At 56.7% G+C, this 20,760-nt stretch carries 16 protein-coding genes, 2 rRNA genes and 1 riboswitch; of the genes, 8 read left to right on the top strand and 10 right to left on the bottom strand.

What is annotated here, in order from left to right; genetic code table 11:
* Positions 1-140 precede the first annotated feature (140 nt).
* From ACMGGE_RS15690 to ACMGGE_RS15655, 8 genes are all read right to left on the bottom strand, one after another.
* Positions 141-1,682 (bottom strand): sensor domain-containing diguanylate cyclase, encoded by a 1,542-nt coding sequence (locus tag ACMGGE_RS15690; RefSeq protein WP_196365539.1) that lies wholly within the window; start codon positions 1,680-1,682, stop codon positions 141-143.
* 336 nt (positions 1,683-2,018) lie between these two features.
* Positions 2,019-3,146, bottom strand: coding sequence for a 2-iminoacetate synthase ThiH (gene thiH, locus ACMGGE_RS15685; RefSeq protein WP_420293936.1), 1,128 nt, complete (start codon positions 3,144-3,146; stop codon positions 2,019-2,021).
* A complete protein-coding gene (thiG, locus tag ACMGGE_RS15680) occupies positions 3,143-3,913 on the bottom strand; it encodes a thiazole synthase (RefSeq protein ID WP_048226928.1) in 771 nt (256 codons plus the stop codon). Before thiG ends, thiH begins: the two co-directional genes overlap by 4 nt.
* 1 nt (position 3,914) lies before the next feature.
* The gene (gene thiS, locus ACMGGE_RS15675; protein WP_032644502.1) at positions 3,915-4,115 is read right to left on the bottom strand and encodes a sulfur carrier protein ThiS; all 201 of its coding nucleotides are present in this window, start codon (positions 4,113-4,115) and stop codon (positions 3,915-3,917) included.
* Positions 4,099-4,854, bottom strand: coding sequence for a HesA/MoeB/ThiF family protein (locus ACMGGE_RS15670; protein ID WP_420293935.1), 756 nt, complete (start codon positions 4,852-4,854; stop codon positions 4,099-4,101). The genes thiS and ACMGGE_RS15670 overlap by 17 nt, the downstream gene beginning before the upstream one ends.
* Entirely contained in the window at positions 4,847-5,482 is a 636-nt protein-coding gene (gene thiE / locus ACMGGE_RS15665) for a thiamine phosphate synthase (RefSeq protein WP_126535173.1), read from the bottom strand. Before thiE ends, ACMGGE_RS15670 begins: the two co-directional genes overlap by 8 nt.
* Positions 5,482-7,377, bottom strand: coding sequence for a phosphomethylpyrimidine synthase ThiC (gene thiC, locus ACMGGE_RS15660; protein WP_045909517.1), 1,896 nt, complete (start codon positions 7,375-7,377; stop codon positions 5,482-5,484). Before thiC ends, thiE begins: the two co-directional genes overlap by 1 nt.
* Before the next feature lie 79 nt (positions 7,378-7,456).
* Positions 7,457-7,565, bottom strand: a riboswitch (TPP riboswitch).
* Positions 7,566-7,619: 54 nt separating this feature from the next.
* Complete coding sequence (locus tag ACMGGE_RS15655) at positions 7,620-8,105, bottom strand: Rsd/AlgQ family anti-sigma factor (RefSeq protein ID WP_045909516.1); 486 nt, start codon at positions 8,103-8,105, stop codon at positions 7,620-7,622.
* 95 nt (positions 8,106-8,200) lie between these two features.
* Here ACMGGE_RS15655 and nudC point away from each other — a divergent pair, with 95 nt between their 5' ends.
* The 6 genes from nudC (at position 8,201) to ACMGGE_RS15625 (ending at position 12,553) form a co-directional block, all read left to right on the top strand.
* Entirely contained in the window at positions 8,201-8,974 is a 774-nt protein-coding gene (gene nudC / locus ACMGGE_RS15650) for an NAD(+) diphosphatase (RefSeq protein WP_045909515.1), read from the top strand.
* A 38-nt stretch (positions 8,975-9,012) separates the two neighbouring features.
* Complete coding sequence (gene hemE / locus ACMGGE_RS15645) at positions 9,013-10,077, top strand: uroporphyrinogen decarboxylase (protein ID WP_420293934.1); 1,065 nt, start codon at positions 9,013-9,015, stop codon at positions 10,075-10,077.
* Positions 10,078-10,086: 9 nt separating this feature from the next.
* Positions 10,087-10,758 (top strand): deoxyribonuclease V, encoded by a 672-nt coding sequence (gene nfi / locus ACMGGE_RS15640; protein ID WP_021242964.1) that lies wholly within the window; start codon positions 10,087-10,089, stop codon positions 10,756-10,758.
* 41 nt (positions 10,759-10,799) lie between these two features.
* Positions 10,800-11,390, top strand: coding sequence for a YjaG family protein (locus ACMGGE_RS15635; RefSeq protein ID WP_008503468.1), 591 nt, complete (start codon positions 10,800-10,802; stop codon positions 11,388-11,390).
* A gap of 186 nt (positions 11,391-11,576) precedes the next feature.
* Entirely contained in the window at positions 11,577-11,849 is a 273-nt protein-coding gene (gene hupA, locus ACMGGE_RS15630; RefSeq protein ID WP_002445246.1) for a nucleoid-associated protein HU-alpha, read from the top strand.
* Between the two features lie 11 nt (positions 11,850-11,860).
* Entirely contained in the window at positions 11,861-12,553 is a 693-nt protein-coding gene (locus ACMGGE_RS15625; RefSeq protein ID WP_045909513.1) for a DUF1481 domain-containing protein, read from the top strand.
* Positions 12,554-12,643: 90 nt separating this feature from the next.
* Here ACMGGE_RS15625 and purD read toward each other — a convergent pair whose 3' ends face one another.
* Positions 12,644-13,936: a phosphoribosylamine--glycine ligase gene (gene purD / locus ACMGGE_RS15620; RefSeq protein ID WP_252074220.1), complete on the bottom strand. Its 1,293-nt coding sequence runs from the start codon at positions 13,934-13,936 to the stop codon at positions 12,644-12,646.
* A gap of 15 nt (positions 13,937-13,951) precedes the next feature.
* Positions 13,952-15,541: a bifunctional phosphoribosylaminoimidazolecarboxamide formyltransferase/IMP cyclohydrolase gene (purH, locus tag ACMGGE_RS15615; RefSeq protein WP_048030768.1), complete on the bottom strand. Its 1,590-nt coding sequence runs from the start codon at positions 15,539-15,541 to the stop codon at positions 13,952-13,954.
* 561 nt (positions 15,542-16,102) lie between these two features.
* On the opposite strand from purH, the gene ACMGGE_RS15610 reads away from it, so the two are divergent.
* Positions 16,103-17,644: ribosomal RNA gene (locus tag ACMGGE_RS15610) — 16S ribosomal RNA — on the top strand.
* Positions 17,645-17,842: 198 nt separating this feature from the next.
* A 23S ribosomal RNA gene (locus ACMGGE_RS15605) occupies positions 17,843-20,746 on the top strand.
* Together the 16S and 23S rRNA genes form the textbook arrangement of a ribosomal RNA operon.
* Positions 20,747-20,760 lie beyond the last annotated feature (14 nt).

Here is a 20,760-nt window from a genome sequence, read left to right as displayed (position 1 = left end):
GTGCAGACCGCTTCAACAACCGCTTTACCGCGATTGTGTGTCAGGCATCACAAAGAAACAGGCGATTTTCTGAAACCGGTTACAATTTTACACTGGCGGGTACCCGGCCCGTCGAAACGGGCAGGGTTAAGGAGAGAGGATTAACTGATGGATGTGCGAACGATGCGGTTTTTTCCCTGCTGTTTGGCGCTGTAGAGGGCGTTATCAACGCTTCCGACGAATTGTTCCAGCGGTTCAAAATGCCACTCTCCAAGACCACCGCTGAACGTAACGCGCAGGTTTTCTTCCCGCCAGACGCGATTTTCAACGGCGGTGCGCCATGCTTCGAGCAAGGAGAGCGCGGAAGACATCTTCTCCGCCTGGAAGATGACCGCGAACTCTTCTCCACCATAACGGTAAACCGAAACGTGATGTGGCTGCATAATCTGGATCCCTTCCCGAGCCACGTTGCGCAGAACGATATCACCGGTCAGGTGACCCAGCGTGTCGTTAATTGACTTGAAGTTATCGATATCCACCAGCGCCATCGCGAAAGGCTGCTGAGTATTCAGCAGCTCTGCGACATCGCTGTCGAACGCGCGGCGGTTTTTACAGCCCGTCAGCGCATCATGGGTGGCCTGGCGCACATACGCCATTTCGCGCTCTTTATTGGACTGAATCGTGTGGCTCAGCATCGCTTCCAGGCGCGGTGCCTCGCTGACATCGCCGGTTTTGATGGCATTGATAATATGCATCAACACGCTACGCGAGGCGTGGCGGAGGTATAAGCCGAAAAGGATGATGATGATGGCCGCCAGCGCAAACCCCCAGCCAACGATTGTCGTTTCGTGGCGGGTAATATCGGTAAGCGTCGCGCCGGATACCCGGTAGATGACAAACCAGTCCGGGTTGGTAAACGAGTAGTAGTAATACCAGGCGTTGCTTTTCTTGTCGTAAAGATGACCTTCGCCGCTGGTCATTTTGTCCATCAGCGCTTCGCTCACGTACTGCTTGAAGAGCGCGCCGGTATCCGGATGCAGCACCACGGCACCATCGCGTTCGACGACGAAGAATTCCCCCTGAACGGGCGCCACCATCTGACGCAGGGTGAAGCCCATGGAGGTCAAATCGAGATGGAAAGCGAGCGTTCCCTTCAGTCTCCCTTCAGGCGAAATCAAAGGCTTATAAAGGGTCACCGTCGGATGGCCGGTGAAGTAGTCCATGTAGGGTCGGGTATAGTGGCTGAAGATGCTGGCTTCCGCCTGAGCGACAAACCACGGTCGCGTCCGGGGATCGAAGGTTTTACTCGTCTCCGTGGGGAGCACTTCCGGCGCGCGGAGATAATGCCCCTGCGTGTCCGCCAGCGAGATGGAGGAGACGGTCGGCATCAGGTTCTGCAGATGCATCATCATCTGCAGCCCTTGCGTCGGGTTGACGTTGAGCGTCTCGTTTAGCCTGTCGTCGCGCGCAAAGTACATCGCGGAACGGCCCAGGATATAGTCGTTTTCACGCAGGATAGATTCGGTGTAGTTCACCGCAAGGTTGTGCGTGAAGTTGCTATTGATCTTATGATAATCCTCAAGAAAATCCTTCCGTTGCGAAAGCGTCACTGCGATCGCGATCACCGCAAAACTGCAGAGGATCCCCGCGAAGCTGAGCATAATGGGCCGGGTAAAAGAGAGCTTTTTGCTGTGAAGTGCCATGAGCTGTACATCGTTCCTGATGGTGAATACTTTTCGTCTGCCGATATCCTCTCAGCATAGTCGCTGTCCTGCGGTTAGCGGTGAATTATACGGCACACGATTTCTGACGGGATGATTTATCTTAAGAACCATTAAGAAAATACTTATTAAACTGGCAGGGACCGTTTGTGTAATGCACCAGAGGCAGGGCGAAACGAGGAAGAAGCTTTTCGCCCTGGTCAGCATCCGTTGCTGACCGTGTGACAATAAAAAACCGGACGATCGCTGACAATCCTCCGGTTTTGCCTTTTCGTTGCGCCTCGACAATTTTTTAACGTGTTGCAGTGCGTTTCAACGTCACTGCGAGGCTCTTCCCAGCCAGCTGTCCCAGTCTTTCCAGACAGGCTGTAGACCCTGCGCTGTCAAGGCGGCAGCGACCGCTTCCGGACGTCGGCCATCATGCGGTACAAACTGTTCCAGCTCCGGACGATCGTCGGCGTAGCCGCCTGGCTGCGTTTTGGAAAATGCGCTGACGTTGTTAATCGCAAGCGGGATAACGCGATCGCGAAACGCCGGGGACTCGCGCGTTGAGAGCGATAATTCCACTTCCGGGGCAAGCAGGCGAAACGCGCAGATGGTCTGCACCAGCTGGCGTTCATCCATCAGAGAAGCCGGTTCAATTCCTCCCGCGCAGGGACGCAGGCGCGGGAAGGAGATGGAATAACGGCTCTGCCAGTAGCGCTGTTGAAGCCAAAGCAGATGTTCCGCCACCATGTAACAATCCACCCGCCAGCTGTCGGAGAGCCCGATCAGCGCACCCAGACCGATTTTGTCGATGCCGGCGCGACCCAGCCTGTCCGGCGTTTCCAGGCGGAAAAAGAAATCCTGTTTCTTGCCTTTCAGGTGGTGCCGGGCGTACGTCGCCTCATGGTAGGTTTCCTGATAGACCATAACGCCGTCCAGCCCGAGCGTTTTGAGCTCCGCGTACTCCTCCTGCGACAGAGGCTGCACTTCCATCTGTAACGACGCAAACTGACGGCGAATGGCGGGAAGATGTTGACGGAAATAGTCCATTCCCACTTTCCCCTGATGTTCGCCCGTGACCAGCAGAAGATGTTCAAAGCCCATTTCACGGATGGCTGCACACTCACGGGCAATCTCATCCTCATCAAGGGTTTTTCGCCTGATGCGATTGCTCATGGAAAAGCCGCAGTAGGTGCAGTCATTGGCGCACAGGTTGGAGAGATAGAGCGGCACGTAGAAGCTTACCGTGTTGCCAAAACGCTGGCGGGTGAGCCGCTGCGCTCGCTGAGCCATCGGTTCGAGGTAAGCGCTGGCCGCCGGGGAGAGCAGGGCCATCAGATCCTCGCGGGTCAGCTGACGGGCATGCAGCGCGCGCTCCACGTCAGCCGCCGTTTTGCTGTTGATGCGCAGGGCAATGTCGTCCCAGTTAAGCTGTCGCCAGCGCTCGGTAAACGTGCTCATGAGATCGCCTCCAGAAAACCGGTCAGCGGGCTGGTGGCCTGCGCCTGGAAACTGCGCGAGCCGGGACCTGATCCCCTTGCCAGCAGGCCGGCCTCCACGGCCAGGCGGAATGCCCGCGCCATCATGACCGGATCGTCGGCAACCGCGATAGCCGTATTTACCAACACCGCGTCAGCCCCCATTTCCAGCGCCTGCGCGGCATGGCTGGGCACGCCAATGCCCGCATCAACCACCACCGGCACGGTAGCCTGCTCAATAATGATTTCCAGCATCGCGCGGGTTTCCAGCCCCTGGTTGGAGCCAATGGGGGCACCCAGCGGCATGACGGCGGCGCAGCCGACCTCTTCGAGACGTTTGCACAGCACCGGGTCGGCCCCGCAGTAAGGCAGGACGGTAAACCCTTGCTGAACCAGCTTTTCAGCCGCTTTCAGCGTTTCAATCGGGTCGGGCAGCAGCCAGCGGGCATCCGGATGGATTTCCAGCTTCAGCCAGCGGGTGCCGAGCGCTTCACGCGCCAGCTGTGCGGCGAAAATCGCCTCTTCGGCGGTTTTCGCTCCGGAGGTGTTGGGCAGCAGCGTCACGCCTGCTTCCAGCAACGGAGCCAGAATGGCATCGCTGTGATGGCGCAGATCCACGCGCTTGAGCGCCAGCGTCACCAGCTGGCTGCCGCTTTCACGAATGGCATCCACCATCAGTTGCGGCGAGGCGAATTTTCCGGTTCCGGTAAACAGATGCGAATCAAAAACCTTATCGGCAATACGTAACATCTCAGCCCCCTGCGATAACCTGAAACAGCAGGATCTGGTCGCCTTCATTGACCTGCTGATGTTCCCACTGCTCGCGCGGCAGGATCTGTTGATTGAGCGCCAGCGCCGTTCCCGGCTTGAGCTGACGCAGCTTGTCGAGCAGTGCGGCAACGGTAAGCCCGTCGTCGCATCTCATCGGCTCATCGTTAAACAGAATGCGCATCGCGGCCTCCGCATACCGGGCAGCGGCTGGCGCGGCGTAACGCCAGCTGGCGCCAGCCGCTGGAGCGGGCATCAAACAGCCGCAGCGTATTGCGTTCCGTCTCCATGCCGCTGAGCAGCTTGATAGCCTCCAGCGCCTGCATGGTGCCCATCACGCCGACCACCGGACCCAGAATACCCGCCGTACGGCAGTTGCGCGTCGGCTCGGCATCGTCCGGCCACAGGCAGCGATAGCAGCCCTGCGTCCACGGTGGCGTCAGCACCATCATTTGCCCGCCGAACCCCACCGCGCTGGCGGTGATAAGCGGCGTATGATTGGCCACGCAGGCGGCGTTGATCGCCTGGCGCGTCGCCATGTTGTCGGTACAGTCCAGCACCACGTCGGCAAGGGCGACTTCACGGTGCAGGCTTTCACCGCTAAGACGCACCTGTAAGGCAATCAGCTCGATATCCGGGTTAAGCTGGTTCAGCCGCTGCCGGGTGATTTTCGCTTTCGGCTGGTTGATATCGTCGGTAGTAAAGAGGATTTGCCGCTGCAGATTGCTGAGGTGGACCTCATCGTCGTCGGCTAGCACCAGCGTGCCGATACCCGCACCTGCCAGATAGAGCGCGGCGGGTGCACCTAATCCCCCCAGGCCAACAATCAGCACCCGGCTGGCGAGCAGTTTTTGCTGGCCGTCGATGGCGATATCCTCCAGCAGGATCTGACGGCTGTAGCGCATAAAGTCGCGATCATTCATCACCGGCTCCTGCCAGCTGTAAAAGCTGTTCGGTGGCGGACCGCCAGTCTGCCGCCTGGGTGATGGCGCTGACGACGGCGATGCTGCCGACGCCGGTCTCCAGCACCGCCGGGGCACGTTCAAGACTGATTCCGCCGATGGCGACGGTGGGGTAATCGGCAAGGCGTTTAACGTGACTCGCCAGCTGCATCAGACCCTGCGGTGCGGAGGGCATCTGCTTGGTTTGCGTCGGGAAGACGTGACCGAGCGCGATGTAAGAGGGACGGGCCGCCAGGGCCACGTCGATCTCCATGTCATCGTGCGTTGACACGCCAAGACGCAGCCCGGCTTCACGGATTGCGCTCAGATCCGTTGTTTCCAGGTCCTCCTGACCCAGATGCACGCCGTACGCCCGGTGCTTAACGGCCAGCCGCCAGTAGTCGTTGATAAACAGCCGGGCGTTATACCGACGCCCCAGCGCAATGGCGGCAACCACATCGGCTTCCACCTCGTCATCGCGCTTATCCTTGATGCGCAGCTGGAGGGTGCGAACGCCTGCCTCCAGCAGTCGCGCTATCCACGCCACGCTGTCCACCACCGGATAGAGCCCTAAACGGTAGGGGACGGGTGGGAAATCGGGCTGGTACATTACGCCTCCTCTTTTTTGAGGTAGATTTCGCCGCCTTTGGCGCGGAAGGTTTCAGACATGTCCGCCATACCCACTTCAATGGTTTGCGTGGCGGCGTAGTCGCGCACTTCCTGGCTGATTTTCATCGAGCAGAACTTTGGTCCGCACATGGAGCAGAAGTGCGCGACTTTGCCCGATTCCTGCGGCAGGGTTTCGTCGTGGTAGGCGCGGGCGGTGAACGGGTCCAGCGCCAGGTTGAACTGATCTTCCCAGCGGAATTCAAAGCGCGCCTTCGACATGGCGTTATCGCGGATTTGCGCGCCCGGATGGCCCTTGGCCAGATCCGCCGCGTGGGCGGCAATTTTGTAGGTAATCAGCCCTTGCTTCACGTCCTCTTTGTTTGGCAGGCCGAGGTGCTCTTTCGGCGTCACGTAGCAGAGCATGGCGCAGCCGAACCAGCCGATCATCGCCGCGCCAATGCCTGACGTGAAGTGGTCGTAACCCGGCGCAATATCGGTGGTCAACGGCCCCAGGGTATAGAACGGCGCTTCGTGGCAGTGCTCCAGCTCCTCGGTCATGTTGCGGCGGATCATCTGCATCGGCACGTGTCCCGGGCCTTCAATCATCACCTGCACGTCATACTCCCAGGCGATTTTGGTCAGTTCGCCCAGCGTGTGCAGCTCGGCAAACTGCGCTTCGTCGTTGGCGTCACGGATGGAGCCCGGGCGCAGGCCGTCGCCCAGCGAGAGGGAGACGTCATAGGCGGCGCAGATTTCGCAGATCTCGCGGAAGTGTTCGTAGAGGAAGTTCTCCTGGTGATGGGAGAGGCACCACTTCGCCATGATGGAACCGCCGCGCGAGACGATACCGGTCAGACGCTTCGCGGTCATCGGCACGTAGCGCAGCAGCACGCCCGCGTGAATGGTGAAGTAGTCGACGCCCTGCTCGGCCTGCTCCAGCAGCGTGTCGCGGAACGCTTCCCAGGTCAGGTCTTCGGCAATGCCGTTGACCTTCTCCAGCGCCTGATAAATCGGGACGGTGCCAATCGGTACCGGACTGTTACGCAGGATCCACTCGCGGGTTTCGTGAATATAGCGGCCGGTGGAGAGATCCATTACCGTGTCCGCGCCCCAGCGCGTTGACCAGACCAGCTTTTCCACCTCTTCTTCGATGGAGGAGGTGACGGCCGAGTTACCGATGTTAGCGTTAACCTTCACCAGGAAGTTGCGTCCGATAATCATCGGCTCGGATTCCGGGTGGTTGATGTTGGCGGGGATAATCGCGCGCCCGGCGGCCACTTCGTCACGCACAAACTCCGGCGTGATGTTCTCCGGCAGGCGCGCGCCAAAGCCCTCTCCCGGATGCTGGTAGCGCAGCACTTCGCTGCGGATACGCTCGCGGCCCATGTTCTCGCGGATGGCGATGAACTCCATCTCCGGCGTGACGATCCCCTGGCGGGCGTAGTGCAGCTGGGTCACGCATTTGCCCGCTTTGGCACGTTTTGGCGTCAGCAGGCCGGTAAAGCGCAGCGCGTCCAGACCGTCGTCGGCCAGGCGTTCTTTGGTGTACGCAGAACTGCGTACGCTGAGTTCTTCGCAGTCGTTACGCGCCTCAATCCACGGTTGGCGCAGCTTTGCCAGACCCTGCTGAACGTTGATCGTAACAGAGGGATCGCCGTACGGGCCGGAGGTGTCATACACCGGTACGGCTTCGTTGTCTTCATACTGCGGATTCTCTTTGCTGCCGCCGATAAGCGTCGGGCTGAGCTGGATTTCGCGCATCGGGACGCGGATATCGGCCTGCGAGCCGGAAATGTAGATGCGTTTCGAGTTCGGGAAAGCGGTGCCTTCCAGGGTGTCGATGAAGTGTTGGGCCTGTGCGCGCTGTTCGCGGCGGGTCAGTTTTGCAGTAGACATAGCTCATTCCAAAAGTGAAGGACATGGCTTGTCAGACGACGGATGAAGCAAGAGAGGATCGCCCGGGGGGCGATACAACAGCAGTGTGACTCTTGTTCCCTTCGCAGGTATTAACCTGATCAGGTTCCGCGGATCCCGAATTAACGGTCTCAGCCCGGCTTTCGCTCTGGGCACTCCGACAAGAAAAATCCCCCTCGTGAGAGGGGCGAATGGTTGTAAATTACTCGTTAACGATTAAGAACTCAAGCCGGGCGCGCGACGTTATCTTCGGGACTGGCATCAAGGACGAGGCTAATCAGCCTATCTTCCAGCGTGAATCGCTCCTCCAGCGCTTCACCGAGGTCGGATAACGCCCGCTGAAACTCAAGGTAGTTATCGTGATCGATGGCATTCTCGAGCGTGGAATCATAGTAATCCATGATCTGCTGGGTGTTGGCCTCCAGCAGCGGATAGAGTTTGCTGGCCGCTAAATACGGCGTTGTCCCTTCCATTTCGCGGATAATGCGTTCATAAATATTGAAATGGCCGTCGGACAGATAGTCGACCAGGCCCTGACAAAAATCATCCAGCGCTTTTTCGTTCAGCCGCATAAACGATTCTTTGCCAGGCTTAATGCCGACCAGATTGTAATAAGCCACGAGTAGATGCTTGCGCACATGAAGCCAGCGATCCACCAGTTTGTTACTTCCTCTAACGCGCTCAGTCAGGCTTTCTAGCTGGTTTAACATGGTCGACTCCGCAAAGTGTAGGATTGAATCTGCTTATCCAGAATGTAACCACAATGCTAACAACATGTCAGTGAAGCGAAGGTAGTGCAATAGATATGGATCGTATTATTGAAAAATCAGATCTGGGTTGGTGGATCGTCAGCCACGAACAAAAATTGTGGTTGCCCGGTGGTGAACTGCCCTACGGTGCAGCGGAAACGTTCGATCTCGTGGGCCAGCCAGCGCTAAAGATCGGCGAGTGGCAGGGTGAGCCCGTGTGGTTGATCCAGCAAGCGCGTCGTCAGGATATGGGATCCGTTCGCCAGGTGTTGGATCTGGACGTGGGCCTGTTCCAGCTGGCGGGGCGCGGCGTGCAGCTGGCGGAGTTTTACCGCTCGCATAAATACTGCGGCTATTGCGGTCATACCATGCGTCCGAGCAAAACCGAGTGGGCGATGCTCTGCAGCCACTGCCGCGAGCGCTACTATCCGCAGATTGCGCCGTGCATCATCGTCGCTATCCGCCGGGATGATTCTATTTTGCTGGCGCAGCATACCCGCCATCGCAACGGCGTTCACACCGTGCTGGCCGGCTTCGTCGAGGTGGGCGAAACGCTGGAGCAGGCGGTGGCGCGCGAGGTGATGGAGGAGAGCGGGATCAAAGTGAAGAACCTGCGCTACGTTACCTCCCAGCCGTGGCCGTTCCCGCAGTCGCTGATGACGGCCTTTATGGCCGAATACGACAGTGGCGAGATCGTTATCGATCAGAAAGAGCTGCTGGACGCGAACTGGTATCGCTACGACGATTTACCGCTGTTACCACCGCCGGGCACCGTGGCGCGCCGGCTGATAGAAGATACCGTAGCGATGTGTCGGGCCGAGTATGAGTAGTGTTACACTGAGGCCATGACGCTTAAGGAACTGCAAAAATGACCGAACTGAAGAACGATCGTTATCTGCGTGCGCTGCTGCGACAGCCCGTTGATGTCACCCCGGTGTGGATGATGCGCCAGGCGGGACGCTATCTGCCAGAATACAAAGCCACGCGCGCGCAGGCGGGCGATTTTATGTCGCTGTGCAAAAACGCCGAGCTGGCCTGTGAAGTGACGCTCCAGCCGCTGCGCCGCTTCCCGCTGGATGCGGCGATCCTCTTCTCGGATATTCTGACCATTCCGGATGCCATGGGCCTTGGCCTGTACTTTGAAACGGGTGAAGGCCCGCGTTTCACTTCTCCGATTAAAAGCAAAGCCGACGTGGACAAGCTGCCGATCCCCGATCCGGAAGGTGAACTGGGCTACGTGATGAACGCCGTGCGCACCATTCGTCGCGAGCTGAAAGGCGAAGTGCCGCTGATTGGCTTCTCCGGCAGCCCGTGGACGCTGGCGACCTATATGGTGGAAGGGGGCAGCAGCAAAGCCTTCACCCTGATTAAAAAGATGATGTACGCCGAGCCGCTGGCCCTGCATGCGCTGCTCGACAAGCTGGCGAAGAGCGTCACGCTCTATCTGAACGCGCAGATTAAAGCCGGTGCACAGTCGGTGATGATTTTCGACACCTGGGGCGGCGTGCTGACCGGCCGTGATTATCAGCAGTTCTCCCTGTACTACATGCATAAAATCGTCGACGGCCTGCTGCGTGAAAACGAAGGTCGCCGCGTGCCGGTGACGCTGTTCACCAAAGGTGGCGGCCAGTGGCTGGAAGCGATGGCGGCCACCGGCTGCGACGCGCTGGGTCTCGACTGGACCACCGATATTGCCGATGCCCGCCGCCGCGTGGGCGACAAAGTGGCGCTGCAGGGCAATATGGACCCGTCCATGCTCTATGCACCGCCTGCCCGCATTGAAGAAGAAGTGTCGACTATACTGTCTGGTTTCGGCCAGGGGGAAGGCCACGTCTTTAACCTCGGCCACGGTATTCATCAGGATGTACCGCCAGAGCACGCAGACGTATTTGTGGAGGCGGTGCATCGGCTTTCTGCCCAGTATCACAAGTAAGGAGTCGTTATGGATCTCGCGTCGCTACGCGCTCAACAAATCGAACTGGCCTCATCGGTGATCCGCGAGGATCGTCTGGATAAGGATCCTCCGCAGTACATTGGCGGAGCAGACGTCGGGTTCGAGCAGGGTGGGGACGTGACGCGAGCGGCGATGGTGGTACTGAAGTACCCTTCGCTCGAGCTGGTGGAGTACAAGGTCGCGCGTATTGCCACCACCATGCCCTATATTCCCGGCTTTCTCTCCTTTCGCGAATATCCCGCGCTGCTGGCAGCGTGGGAGCAGCTCTCGCAAAAACCTGACCTGCTGTTTGTCGATGGGCACGGGATTTCACACCCGCGCCGCTTAGGCGTTGCCAGCCACTTTGGGCTGCTGGTGGATGTGCCGACCATTGGCGTTGCCAAGAAACGCCTGTGCGGCGCGTTTGAGCCACTCTCCGCCGAGCCGGGTGCGCTGGCGCCGCTCATCCATAAGGGCGAGCAGCTGGCGTGGGTCTGGCGCAGCAAGGCTCGCTGTAATCCACTGTTCATCGCCACCGGCCATCGGGTGAGCATGGACAGCGCTCTGGCGTGGGTACAGCGCTGCATGAAGGGCTACCGTTTACCGGAGCCGACGCGCTGGGCTGACGCGGTGGCCTCTTCGCGTCCGGCTTTTGTTCGTTGGCAGGAAATTCAGCGATGATTCAGGTAAACTGCGCCTAATTTTCGATTCGAGAGATCATCATGCTACAAAACCCGATTCACCTGCGCCTTGAAAAGCTGGAAAGCTGGCAGCACGTCACCTTTATGGCTTGCCTGTGCGAGCGCATGTATCCCAACTATGCCGCGTTCTGCAAGCAGACGGGCTTTGGTGATGGCCATATTTACCGCCGCATTCTGGATCTGATCTGGGAAACGCTGACGGTGAAAGACGCGAAGGTGAATTTCGACTCTCAGCTTGAAAAGCTGGAAGAGGCGATTCCGGTGGCGGATGATTTTGACCTGTACGGCGTCTACCCGGCAATTGATGCCTGTGTGGCGTTAAGCGAATTGCTCCACTCCCGCCTGAGCGGTGAGACGCTGGAGCACGCTATCGAAGTCAGTAAGGCCTCTATCACTACCGTGGCGATGCTGGAAATGACCCAGGAAGGTCGCGAAATGACCGACGAAGAGCTGCGCGCAAACCCGGCCGTTGAGCAAGAATGGGATATCCAGTGGGAAATTTTCCGCCTGCTGGCAGAGTGTGAAGAACGCGATATTGAACTGATAAAAGGGCTGCGTGCGGACTTACGTGAGGCCGGTGAGAGTAATATTGGTATAATTTTTAACCAATGAGATAAGAAAACTTGAGATAACGCCCGTTTTGTCGCTCCTCGACTCTTCCCTTTCGCCCCTTGTCTGGTCTACATTTGGGGGGCGAAAAAAAGTGGCTATCGGTGCGTGTATGCAGGAGAGTGCTTTTTTGGCATTTTCGTCGCACTCGATGCTTAGCAAGCGATAAACACATTGAAAGGATAACTTATGAACAAGACTCAACTGATTGATGTAATTGCGGACAAGGCTGATCTGTCTAAAGTGCAGGCTAAAGCTGCTCTGGAATCTACCCTGGCTGCTATTACTGAGTCTCTGAAAGAAGGCGATGCTGTACAACTGGTTGGTTTCGGTACCTTCAAAGTGAACCACCGCGCTGAGCGTACTGGCCGCAACCCGCAGACCGGTAAAGAAATCAAAATCGCCGCAGCGAACGTGCCGGCATTTGTTTCTGGTAAAGCACTGAAAGACGCAGTTAAGTAAGACGCGTGGCAGTGAACAGTTTTAGCGAAGGGGCGGCAACGCCCCTTTTGTCTTTCTGGCGCGGAACGCTCGCGCTGGCAGGCATGCTGCTGCTGTCAGCCTGTAGCCACGACACCGCTTTGCCGCCGTTTACCGCCAGCGGCTACGCGGACAACCAGGGCGCGGTCAGGATCTGGCGTAAAGATTCCGGCGGCGAAGTGCATCTGCTTTCTGCCTTTAGCCCGTGGCATAGCGGCAATACATCGACGGCGGAGTATCGCTGGCAGGGAGATGACCTGTCGCTGATTGAGCTGAACGTCTACAGCAAGACCCCCGAACACGTGAAAGTGCGTTTTGACGACCATGGCGAGCTGAGCTTTATGCAGCGCGAAGTCAGCGGTCAAAAACAGCAGCTTTCCAGCGATCAAATCGCCCTCTACCGTTACCGGGCCGAACAAATCCGCCAGACCAGCGATGCGCTTCGTCTGGGACGCGTCGTGCTGCGCCAGGGGCGCTGGCATAACGACGGGACGGTGACGACCTGCGAAGGGCAAACGGTCAAGCCTGAGCTTGAATCCTGGGCGACCGAACACATTCAACGCCGTCAGCGTCATTCATCAATGGAAGTGAGTGTGGCGTGGCTTGAGGCACCGGAAGGTTCTCAATTGCTATTGGTGGCGAACGAAGACTTCTGCACCTGGCAGCCGACAGAGAAGAGTTTCTGAGTTCTGTGGATTAAGCCGGATGGCGCTGACGCTTATCCGGCCTACGAACGTTCCCCTCTCCGTGAGGGAGAGGGTTAGGGCGAGGAGGAATTACTCCCCCTGCTCGCGCGCAATCGCGCGATAGCCGATATCCTGACGGCTAAAGCTACCGTTCCAGTGAATATCCGCCATCAGCGCATAGGCGCGCTTCTGCGCTTCTGCCACGGTATGGCCCAGCGCGGTTGCACACAGCACGCGGCCGCCGTTGGTCAGAACGCGATCGTCCTCAGCCAGCTTCGTACCGGCGTGGAACACCTTCGCACCTTCCCTCTCTTCCAGCGGCAGACCGTGGATTTCATCTCCTGTGCTGTAGTTGCCCGGATAACCACCCGCAGCAATCACCACGCCGAGAGACGCACGCTCGTCCCACTCGGAGGTTTTCTCGTCCAGCTTGCCATCGCAGGCTGCCAGGCACAGATCCACCAGATCGGATTTCATGCGCAGCATGATTGGCTGCGTTTCCGGATCGCCAAAGCGGCAGTTGAATTCGATGACCTTAGGGTTACCCTGCTTATCGATCATCAGACCTGCGTAAAGGAAACCGGTGTAGGTATTCCCTTCTGCTGCCATTCCCTTCACGGTAGGCCAGATGATGCGATCCATGGTGCGCTGGTGGACGTCGTCAGTCACGACCGGAGCAGGGGAGTAAGCGCCCATCCCGCCGGTATTAGGACCCGTGTCGCCATTACCCACACGCTTGTGATCCTGGCTGGTGGCCATCGGCAGAACGTGCTCGCCGTCGACCATGACGATAAAGCTCGCCTCTTCACCGTCGAGGAACTCTTCAATCACGATGCGGTGGCCCGCATCGCCAAAGGCGTTACCTGCCAGCATGTCCTGAACCGCGGCTTCGGCTTCGTCGAGCGTCATCGCGACGATCACGCCTTTACCGGCGGCCAGACCGTCGGCCTTGATAACAATCGGCGCGCCCTTCTCACGTAAGTAGGCCAGAGCAGGCTCCACTTCAGTGAAATTCTGATATTCCGCCGTCGGGATGTTATGACGCGCGAGGAAATCTTTGGTGAAAGCTTTGGAGCCTTCCAGCTGCGCGGCGCCTTCCGTTGGGCCGAAGATTTTCAGGCCCGCTGCGCGGAACGCATCCACCACGCCAATCACCAGCGGCGCTTCCGGGCCGACGATGGTCAGGTCGATTTTCTCGCTCTTGGCAAAACTGAGCAGCGCCGGAATGTCGGTCACGCCGATAGCCACGTTCTGCAGCGCGGGTTCCAGTGCGGTACCGGCGTTGCCCGGTGCCACGAAGACCGTTTTCACCAGCGGAGACTGCGCCGCTTTCCACGCCAGCGCGTGCTCGCGTCCGCCGTTACCAATCACTAATACTTTCATTTTCAGCTCCGGGAATTAATGGCGGAAGTGGCGCATGTCGGTGAAGATCATCGCGATGCCGTGTTCGTCGGCAGCGGCAATCACTTCGTCGTCGCGGATTGAACCGCCTGGCTGGATCACGCAGGTGATGCCGACAGCGGCTGCGGCGTCGATACCGTCACGGAACGGGAAGAAGGCGTCAGAGGCCATGGCGGAGCCTTTGACTTCCAGGCCTTCGTCACCTGCTTTAATACCCGCGATTTTCGCAGAGTAAACGCGGCTCATCTGGCCTGCGCCTATCCCGATGGTCATGTTCTCTTTCGCGTAGACGATGGCGTTGGATTTCACGAACTTCGCCACTTTCCAGCAGAACAGCGCGTCACGCAGTTCCTGTTCGGTCGGCTGACGTTTAGTCACCACGCGCAGGTCGGCTTCTGTCACCATACCCAGATCGCGATCCTGAACCAGCAGACCGCCGTTTACGCGTTTGAAGTCCAGGCCCGGCACGCGTTCTGCCCACTGGCCGCAAACCAGTACGCGCACGTTCTGTTTTGCCGCGGTGATTTTCAGCGCTTCATCGGAGGCCGATGGCGCGATGATCACTTCGACAAACTGGCGGGAGATGATGGCCTGTGCGGTTTCCGCATCCAGCTCGCGGTTGAAGGCAATGATGCCACCGAACGCGGAGGTTGGGTCAGTTTTGTACGCGCGATCGTAAGCTTCCAGAATCGACGTGCTTACCGCCACGCCGCATGGGTTGGCGTGCTTGACGATAACGCAGGCTGGCTCGCTGAACTCTTTCACGCATTCCAGCGCGGCGTCGGTGTCGGCAATGTTGTTATAGGAGAGCGCTTTGCCCTGCACCTGCTGAGCGGTTGCAACAGAGGCTTCTTTTACCTCTTCTTCTATATAGAAAGCCGCCTGCTGGTGGCTGTTCTCACCGTAACGCATATCCTGCTTCTTAATGAAGTTCAGGTTCAGGGTGCGCGGGAAGCGGCCGGACGGATCTTTGCTTTCACCGTGGTAAGCCGGTACCAGGCTACCGAAGTAGTTGGCGATCATGCTGTCGTACGCCGCGGTGTGTTCGAAGGCTTTGATGGCGAGGTCGAAACGCGTTTCCAGGGTCAGCGACCCTTCGTTGGCGTCCATCTCATTAATAATGGTGGTGTAATCGCTGCTCTTTACCACGATGGCGACATCTTTATGGTTCTTGGCCGCAGATCGCACCATGGTCGGGCCGCCGATATCAATGTTCTCTACAGCATCTTCCAGAGAGCAGCCTTCGCGGGCAACGGTCTGGGCAAACGGGTAGAGGTTAACGACAACCATGTCGATCGGCGCGATGTCGTGCTGTTCCATAATGGCGTCGTCCTGGCCGCGACGGCCAAGAATACCGCCGTGGACTTTCGGATGCAGGGTTTTGACGCGTCCATCCATCATTTCCGGGAAACCGGTGTAATCGGACACTTCGGTTACCGGCAGACCTTTATCTGCTAACAGGCGAGCGGTACCGCCTGTGGAAAGCAGCTCCACACCGCGTGCAGAAAGTGCCTGAGCGAATTCGACGATACCGGCTTTATCAGAAACACTGAGCAGAGCGCGGCGGACTGGACGACGTTGTTGCATGGTAAATCCCCTGGATTTCACGATTACAGAGAGCGTTAGATGAATTTTCCTGTGAAAAACTCATCTAACACACCTGACGAGGCATCCTTGTTAAGCGCGAGCATTTTAACGAAAACGTTTGCGCAACGCTCGCACATTTTTACTTTTTCGTATCATTGTGGATAAGTCTGTGTGTAAAAAGGTATAAGGCGGGGTTTTGCTGTGGAATGCAGCAGTCAGTCATTTTTCTGTCATTTAGCGGTTGCGGCCTGCGGAGAACTCCCTATAATGCGCCTCCATCGACACGGCGGATGTGAATCACTTCACACAACAAGCGGTTCGGTTGAAGAGAAAAAATCCTGAAATAACGGGTTGACTCTGAAAGAGGAAAGCGTAATATACGCCACCTCGCAACGGTGAGCGAAAGCCGCGTTGCACTGCTCTTTAACAATTTATCAGACAATCTGTGTGGGCACTCAAAGTGACATGGATTCTTAATGTCTTCGGACAATAAATGAATACCAAGTCTCTGAGTGAACATACGTAATTCATTACGAAGTTTAATTCACGAGCATCAAACTTAAATTGAAGAGTTTGATCATGGCTCAGATTGAACGCTGGCGGCAGGCCTAACACATGCAAGTCGAGCGGCAGCGGAAAGTAGCTTGCTACTTTGCCGGCGAGCGGCGGACGGGTGAGTAATGTCTGGGAAACTGCCTGATGGAGGGGGATAACTACTGGAAACGGTAGCTAATACCGCATAACGTCGCAAGACCAAAGAGGGGGACCTTCGGGCCTCTTGCCATCAGATGTGCCCAGATGGGATTAGCTAGTAGGTGGGGTAATGGCTCACCTAGGCGACGATCCCTAGCTGGTCTGAGAGGATGACCAGCCACACTGGAACTGAGACACGGTCCAGACTCCTACGGGAGGCAGCAGTGGGGAATATTGCACAATGGGCGCAAGCCTGATGCAGCCATGCCGCGTGTATGAAGAAGGCCTTCGGGTTGTAAAGTACTTTCAGCGGGGAGGAAGGTGTTGAGGTTAATAACCTCAGCAATTGACGTTACCCGCAGAAGAAGCACCGGCTAACTCCGTGCCAGCAGCCGCGGTAATACGGAGGGTGCAAGCGTTAATCGGAATTACTGGGCGTAAAGCGCACGCAGGCGGTCTGTCAAGTCGGATGTGAAATCCCCGGGCTCAACCTGGGAACTGCATTCGAAACTGGCAGGCTAGAGTCTTGTAGAGGGGGGTAGAATTCCAGGTGTAGCGGTGAAATGCGTAGAGATCTGGAGGAATACCGGTGGCGAAGGCGGCCCCCTGGACAAAGACTGACGCTCAGGTGCGAAAGCGTGGGGAGCAAACAGGATTAGATACCCTGGTAGTCCACGCCGTAAACGATGTCGACTTGGAGGTTGTGCCCTTGAGGCGTGGCTTCCGGAGCTAACGCGTTAAGTCGACCGCCTGGGGAGTACGGCCGCAAGGTTAAAACTCAAATGAATTGACGGGGGCCCGCACAAGCGGTGGAGCATGTGGTTTAATTCGATGCAACGCGAAGAACCTTACCTACTCTTGACATCCAGAGAACTTTCCAGAGATGGATTGGTGCCTTCGGGAACTCTGAGACAGGTGCTGCATGGCTGTCGTCAGCTCGTGTTGTGAAATGTTGGGTTAAGTCCCGCAACGAGCGCAACCCTTATCCTTTGTTGCCAGCGGTTAGGCCGGGAACTCAAAGGAGACTGCCAGTGATAAACTGGAGGAAGGTGGGGATGACGTCAAGTCATCATGGCCCTTACGAGTAGGGCTACACACGTGCTACAATGGCGCATACAAAGAGAAGCGACCTCGCGAGAGCAAGCGGACCTCATAAAGTGCGTCGTAGTCCGGATTGGAGTCTGCAACTCGACTCCATGAAGTCGGAATCGCTAGTAATCGTAGATCAGAATGCTACGGTGAATACGTTCCCGGGCCTTGTACACACCGCCCGTCACACCATGGGAGTGGGTTGCAAAAGAAGTAGGTAGCTTAACCTTCGGGAGGGCGCTTACCACTTTGTGATTCATGACTGGGGTGAAGTCGTAACAAGGTAACCGTAGGGGAACCTGCGGTTGGATCACCTCCTTACCTTAAAGAACCTGCCTTTGTAGTGCTCACACAGATTGTCTGATGAATGATGAACTTCTGAATGTACTTTTGAGTGCATTAAGAAGTTTTGCTCTTTAAAAATCTGGATCAAGCTGAAAATTGAAACGACACATCTTTAAGGTGTGTTCGAGTCTCTCAAATTTTCGCAATCAGAAGTGAAACATCTTCGGGTTGTGAGGTTAAGCGACTAAGCGTACACGGTGGATGCCCTGGCAGTCAGAGGCGATGAAGGACGTGCTAATCTGCGAAAAGCGCCGGCGAGGTGATATGAACCTTTGACCCGGCGATGTCCGAATGGGGAAACCCAGTGCAATTCGTTGCACTATCGTTAACTGAATACATAGGTTAACGAGGCGAACCGGGGAACTGAAACATCTAAGTACCCCGAGGAAAAGAAATCAACCGAGATTCCCCCAGTAGCGGCGAGCGAACGGGGAGCAGCCCAGAGTCTGAATCAGCTTGTGTGTTAGTGGAAGCGTCTGGAAAGTCGCACGGTACAGGGTGACAGTCCCGTACACGAAAATGCACAGGTTGTGAACTCGAAGAGTAGGGCGGGACACGTGGTATCCTGTCTGAATATGGGGGGACCATCCTCCAAGGCTAAATACTCCTGACTGACCGATAGTGAACCAGTACCGTGAGGGAAAGGCGAAAAGAACCCCGGCGAGGGGAGTGAAAAAGAACCTGAAACCGTGTACGTACAAGCAGTGGGAGCACCCTTGTGGTGTGACTGCGTACCTTTTGTATAATGGGTCAGCGACTTATATTCTGTAGCAAGGTTAACCGTATAGGGGAGCCGAAGGGAAACCGAGTCTTAACTGGGCGTTAAGTTGCAGGGTATAGACCCGAAACCCGGTGATCTAGCCATGGGCAGGTTGAAGGTTGGGTAACACTAACTGGAGGACCGAACCGACTAATGTTGAAAAATTAGCGGATGACTTGTGGCTGGGGGTGAAAGGCCAATCAAACCGGGAGATAGCTGGTTCTCCCCGAAAGCTATTTAGGTAGCGCCTCGTGAATTCATCTTCGGGGGTAGAGCACTGTTTCGGCTAGGGGGCCATCCCGGCTTACCAACCCGATGCAAACTACGAATACCGAAGAATGTTATCACGGGAGACACACGGCGGGTGCTAACGTCCGTCGTGAAGAGGGAAACAACCCAGACCGCCAGCTAAGGTCCCAAAGTCATGGTTAAGTGGGAAACGATGTGGGAAGGCACAGACAGCCAGGATGTTGGCTTAGAAGCAGCCATCATTTAAAGAAAGCGTAATAGCTCACTGGTCGAGTCGGCCTGCGCGGAAGATGTAACGGGGCTAAACCATGCACCGAAGCTGCGGCAGCGACGCTTATGCGTTGTTGGGTAGGGGAGCGTTCTGTAAGCCGCTGAAGGTGTGCTGTGAGGCATGCTGGAGGTATCAGAAGTGCGAATGCTGACATAAGTAACGATAAAGCGGGTGAAAAGCCCGCTCGCCGGAAGACCAAGGGTTCCTGTCCAACGTTAATCGGGGCAGGGTGAGTCGACCCCTAAGGCGAGGCCGAAAGGCGTAGTCGATGGGAAACAGGTTAATATTCCTGTACTTGGTGTTACTGCGAAGGGGGGACGGAGAAGGCTATGTTAGCCGGGCGACGGTTGTCCCGGTTTAAGCATGTAGGCGGAGGTTCCAGGTAAATCCGGTACCTTTTAACGCTGAGGTGTGATGACGAGGCACTACGGTGCTGAAGTAACAAATGCCCTGCTTCCAGGAAAAGCCTCTAAGCATCAGGTAACATCAAATCGTACCCCAAACCGACACAGGTGGTCAGGTAGAGAATACCAAGGCGCTTGAGAGAACTCGGGTGAAGGAACTAGGCAAAATGGTGCCGTAACTTCGGGAGAAGGCACGCTGATATGTAGGTGAAGCCCCTGCGGGTGGAGCTGAAATCAGTCGAAGATACCAGCTGGCTGCAACTGTTTATTAAAAACACAGCACTGTGCAAACACGAAAGTGGACGTATACGGTGTGACGCCTGCCCGGTGCCGGAAGGTTAATTGATGGGGTTAGCGGCAACGCGAAGCTCTTGATCGAAGCCCCGGTAAACGGCGGCCGTAACTATAACGGTCCTAAGGTAGCGAAATTCCTTGTCGGGTAAGTTCCGACCTGCACGAATGGCGTAATGATGGCCAGGCTGTCTCCACCCGAGACTCAGTGAAATTGAACTCGCTGTGAAGATGCAGTGTACCCGCGGCAAGACGGAAAGACCCCGTGAACCTTTACTATAGCTTGACACTGAACACTGGTCCTTGATGTGTAGGATAGGTGGGAGGCTTTGAAGCGTGGACGCCAGTCTGCGTGGAGCCGTCCTTGAAATACCACCCTTTAATGGCTGGTGTTCTAACGTAGACCCGTAATCCGGGTTGCGGACAGTGTCTGGTGGGTAGTTTGACTGGGGCGGTCTCCTCCCAAAGAGTAACGGAGGAGCACGAAGGTTAGCTAATCCTGGTCGGACATCAGGAGGTTAGTGCAATGGCATAAGCTAGCTTGACTGCGAGAGTGACGGCTCGAGCAGGTGCGAAAGCAGGTCATAGTGATCCGGTGGTTCTGAATGGAAGGGCCATCGCTCAACGGATAAAAGGTACTCCGGGGATAACAGGCTGATACCGCCCAAGAGTTCATATCGACGGCGGTGTTTGGCACCTCGATGTCGGCTCATCACATCCTGGGGCTGAAGTAGGTCCCAAGGGTATGGCTGTTCGCCATTTAAAGTGGTACGCGAGCTGGGTTTAGAACGTCGTGAGACAGTTCGGTCCCTATCTGCCGTGGGCGCTGGAGAATTGAGGGGGGCTGCTCCTAGTACGAGAGGACCGGAGTGGACGCATCACTGGTGTTCGGGTTGTCATGCCAATGGCACTGCCCGGTAGCTAAATGCGGAAAAGATAAGTGCTGAAAGCATCTAAGCACGAAACTTGCCCCGAGATGAGTTCTCCCTGAGACTTTAAGTCTCCTGAAGGAACGTTAAAGACGATGACGTTGATAGGTCGGGTGTGTAAGCGCAGCGATGCGTTGAGCTAACCGATACTAATGAACCGTGAGGCTTAACCTTACAACGCCGAAGAT

It is taken from the genome of Enterobacter sp. BNK-22, from assembly GCF_048684805.1.
Lineage (GTDB): Bacteria > Pseudomonadota > Gammaproteobacteria > Enterobacterales > Enterobacteriaceae > Enterobacter > Enterobacter quasiroggenkampii.
This window is presented reverse-complemented; position numbering and strand designations above follow the sequence as displayed.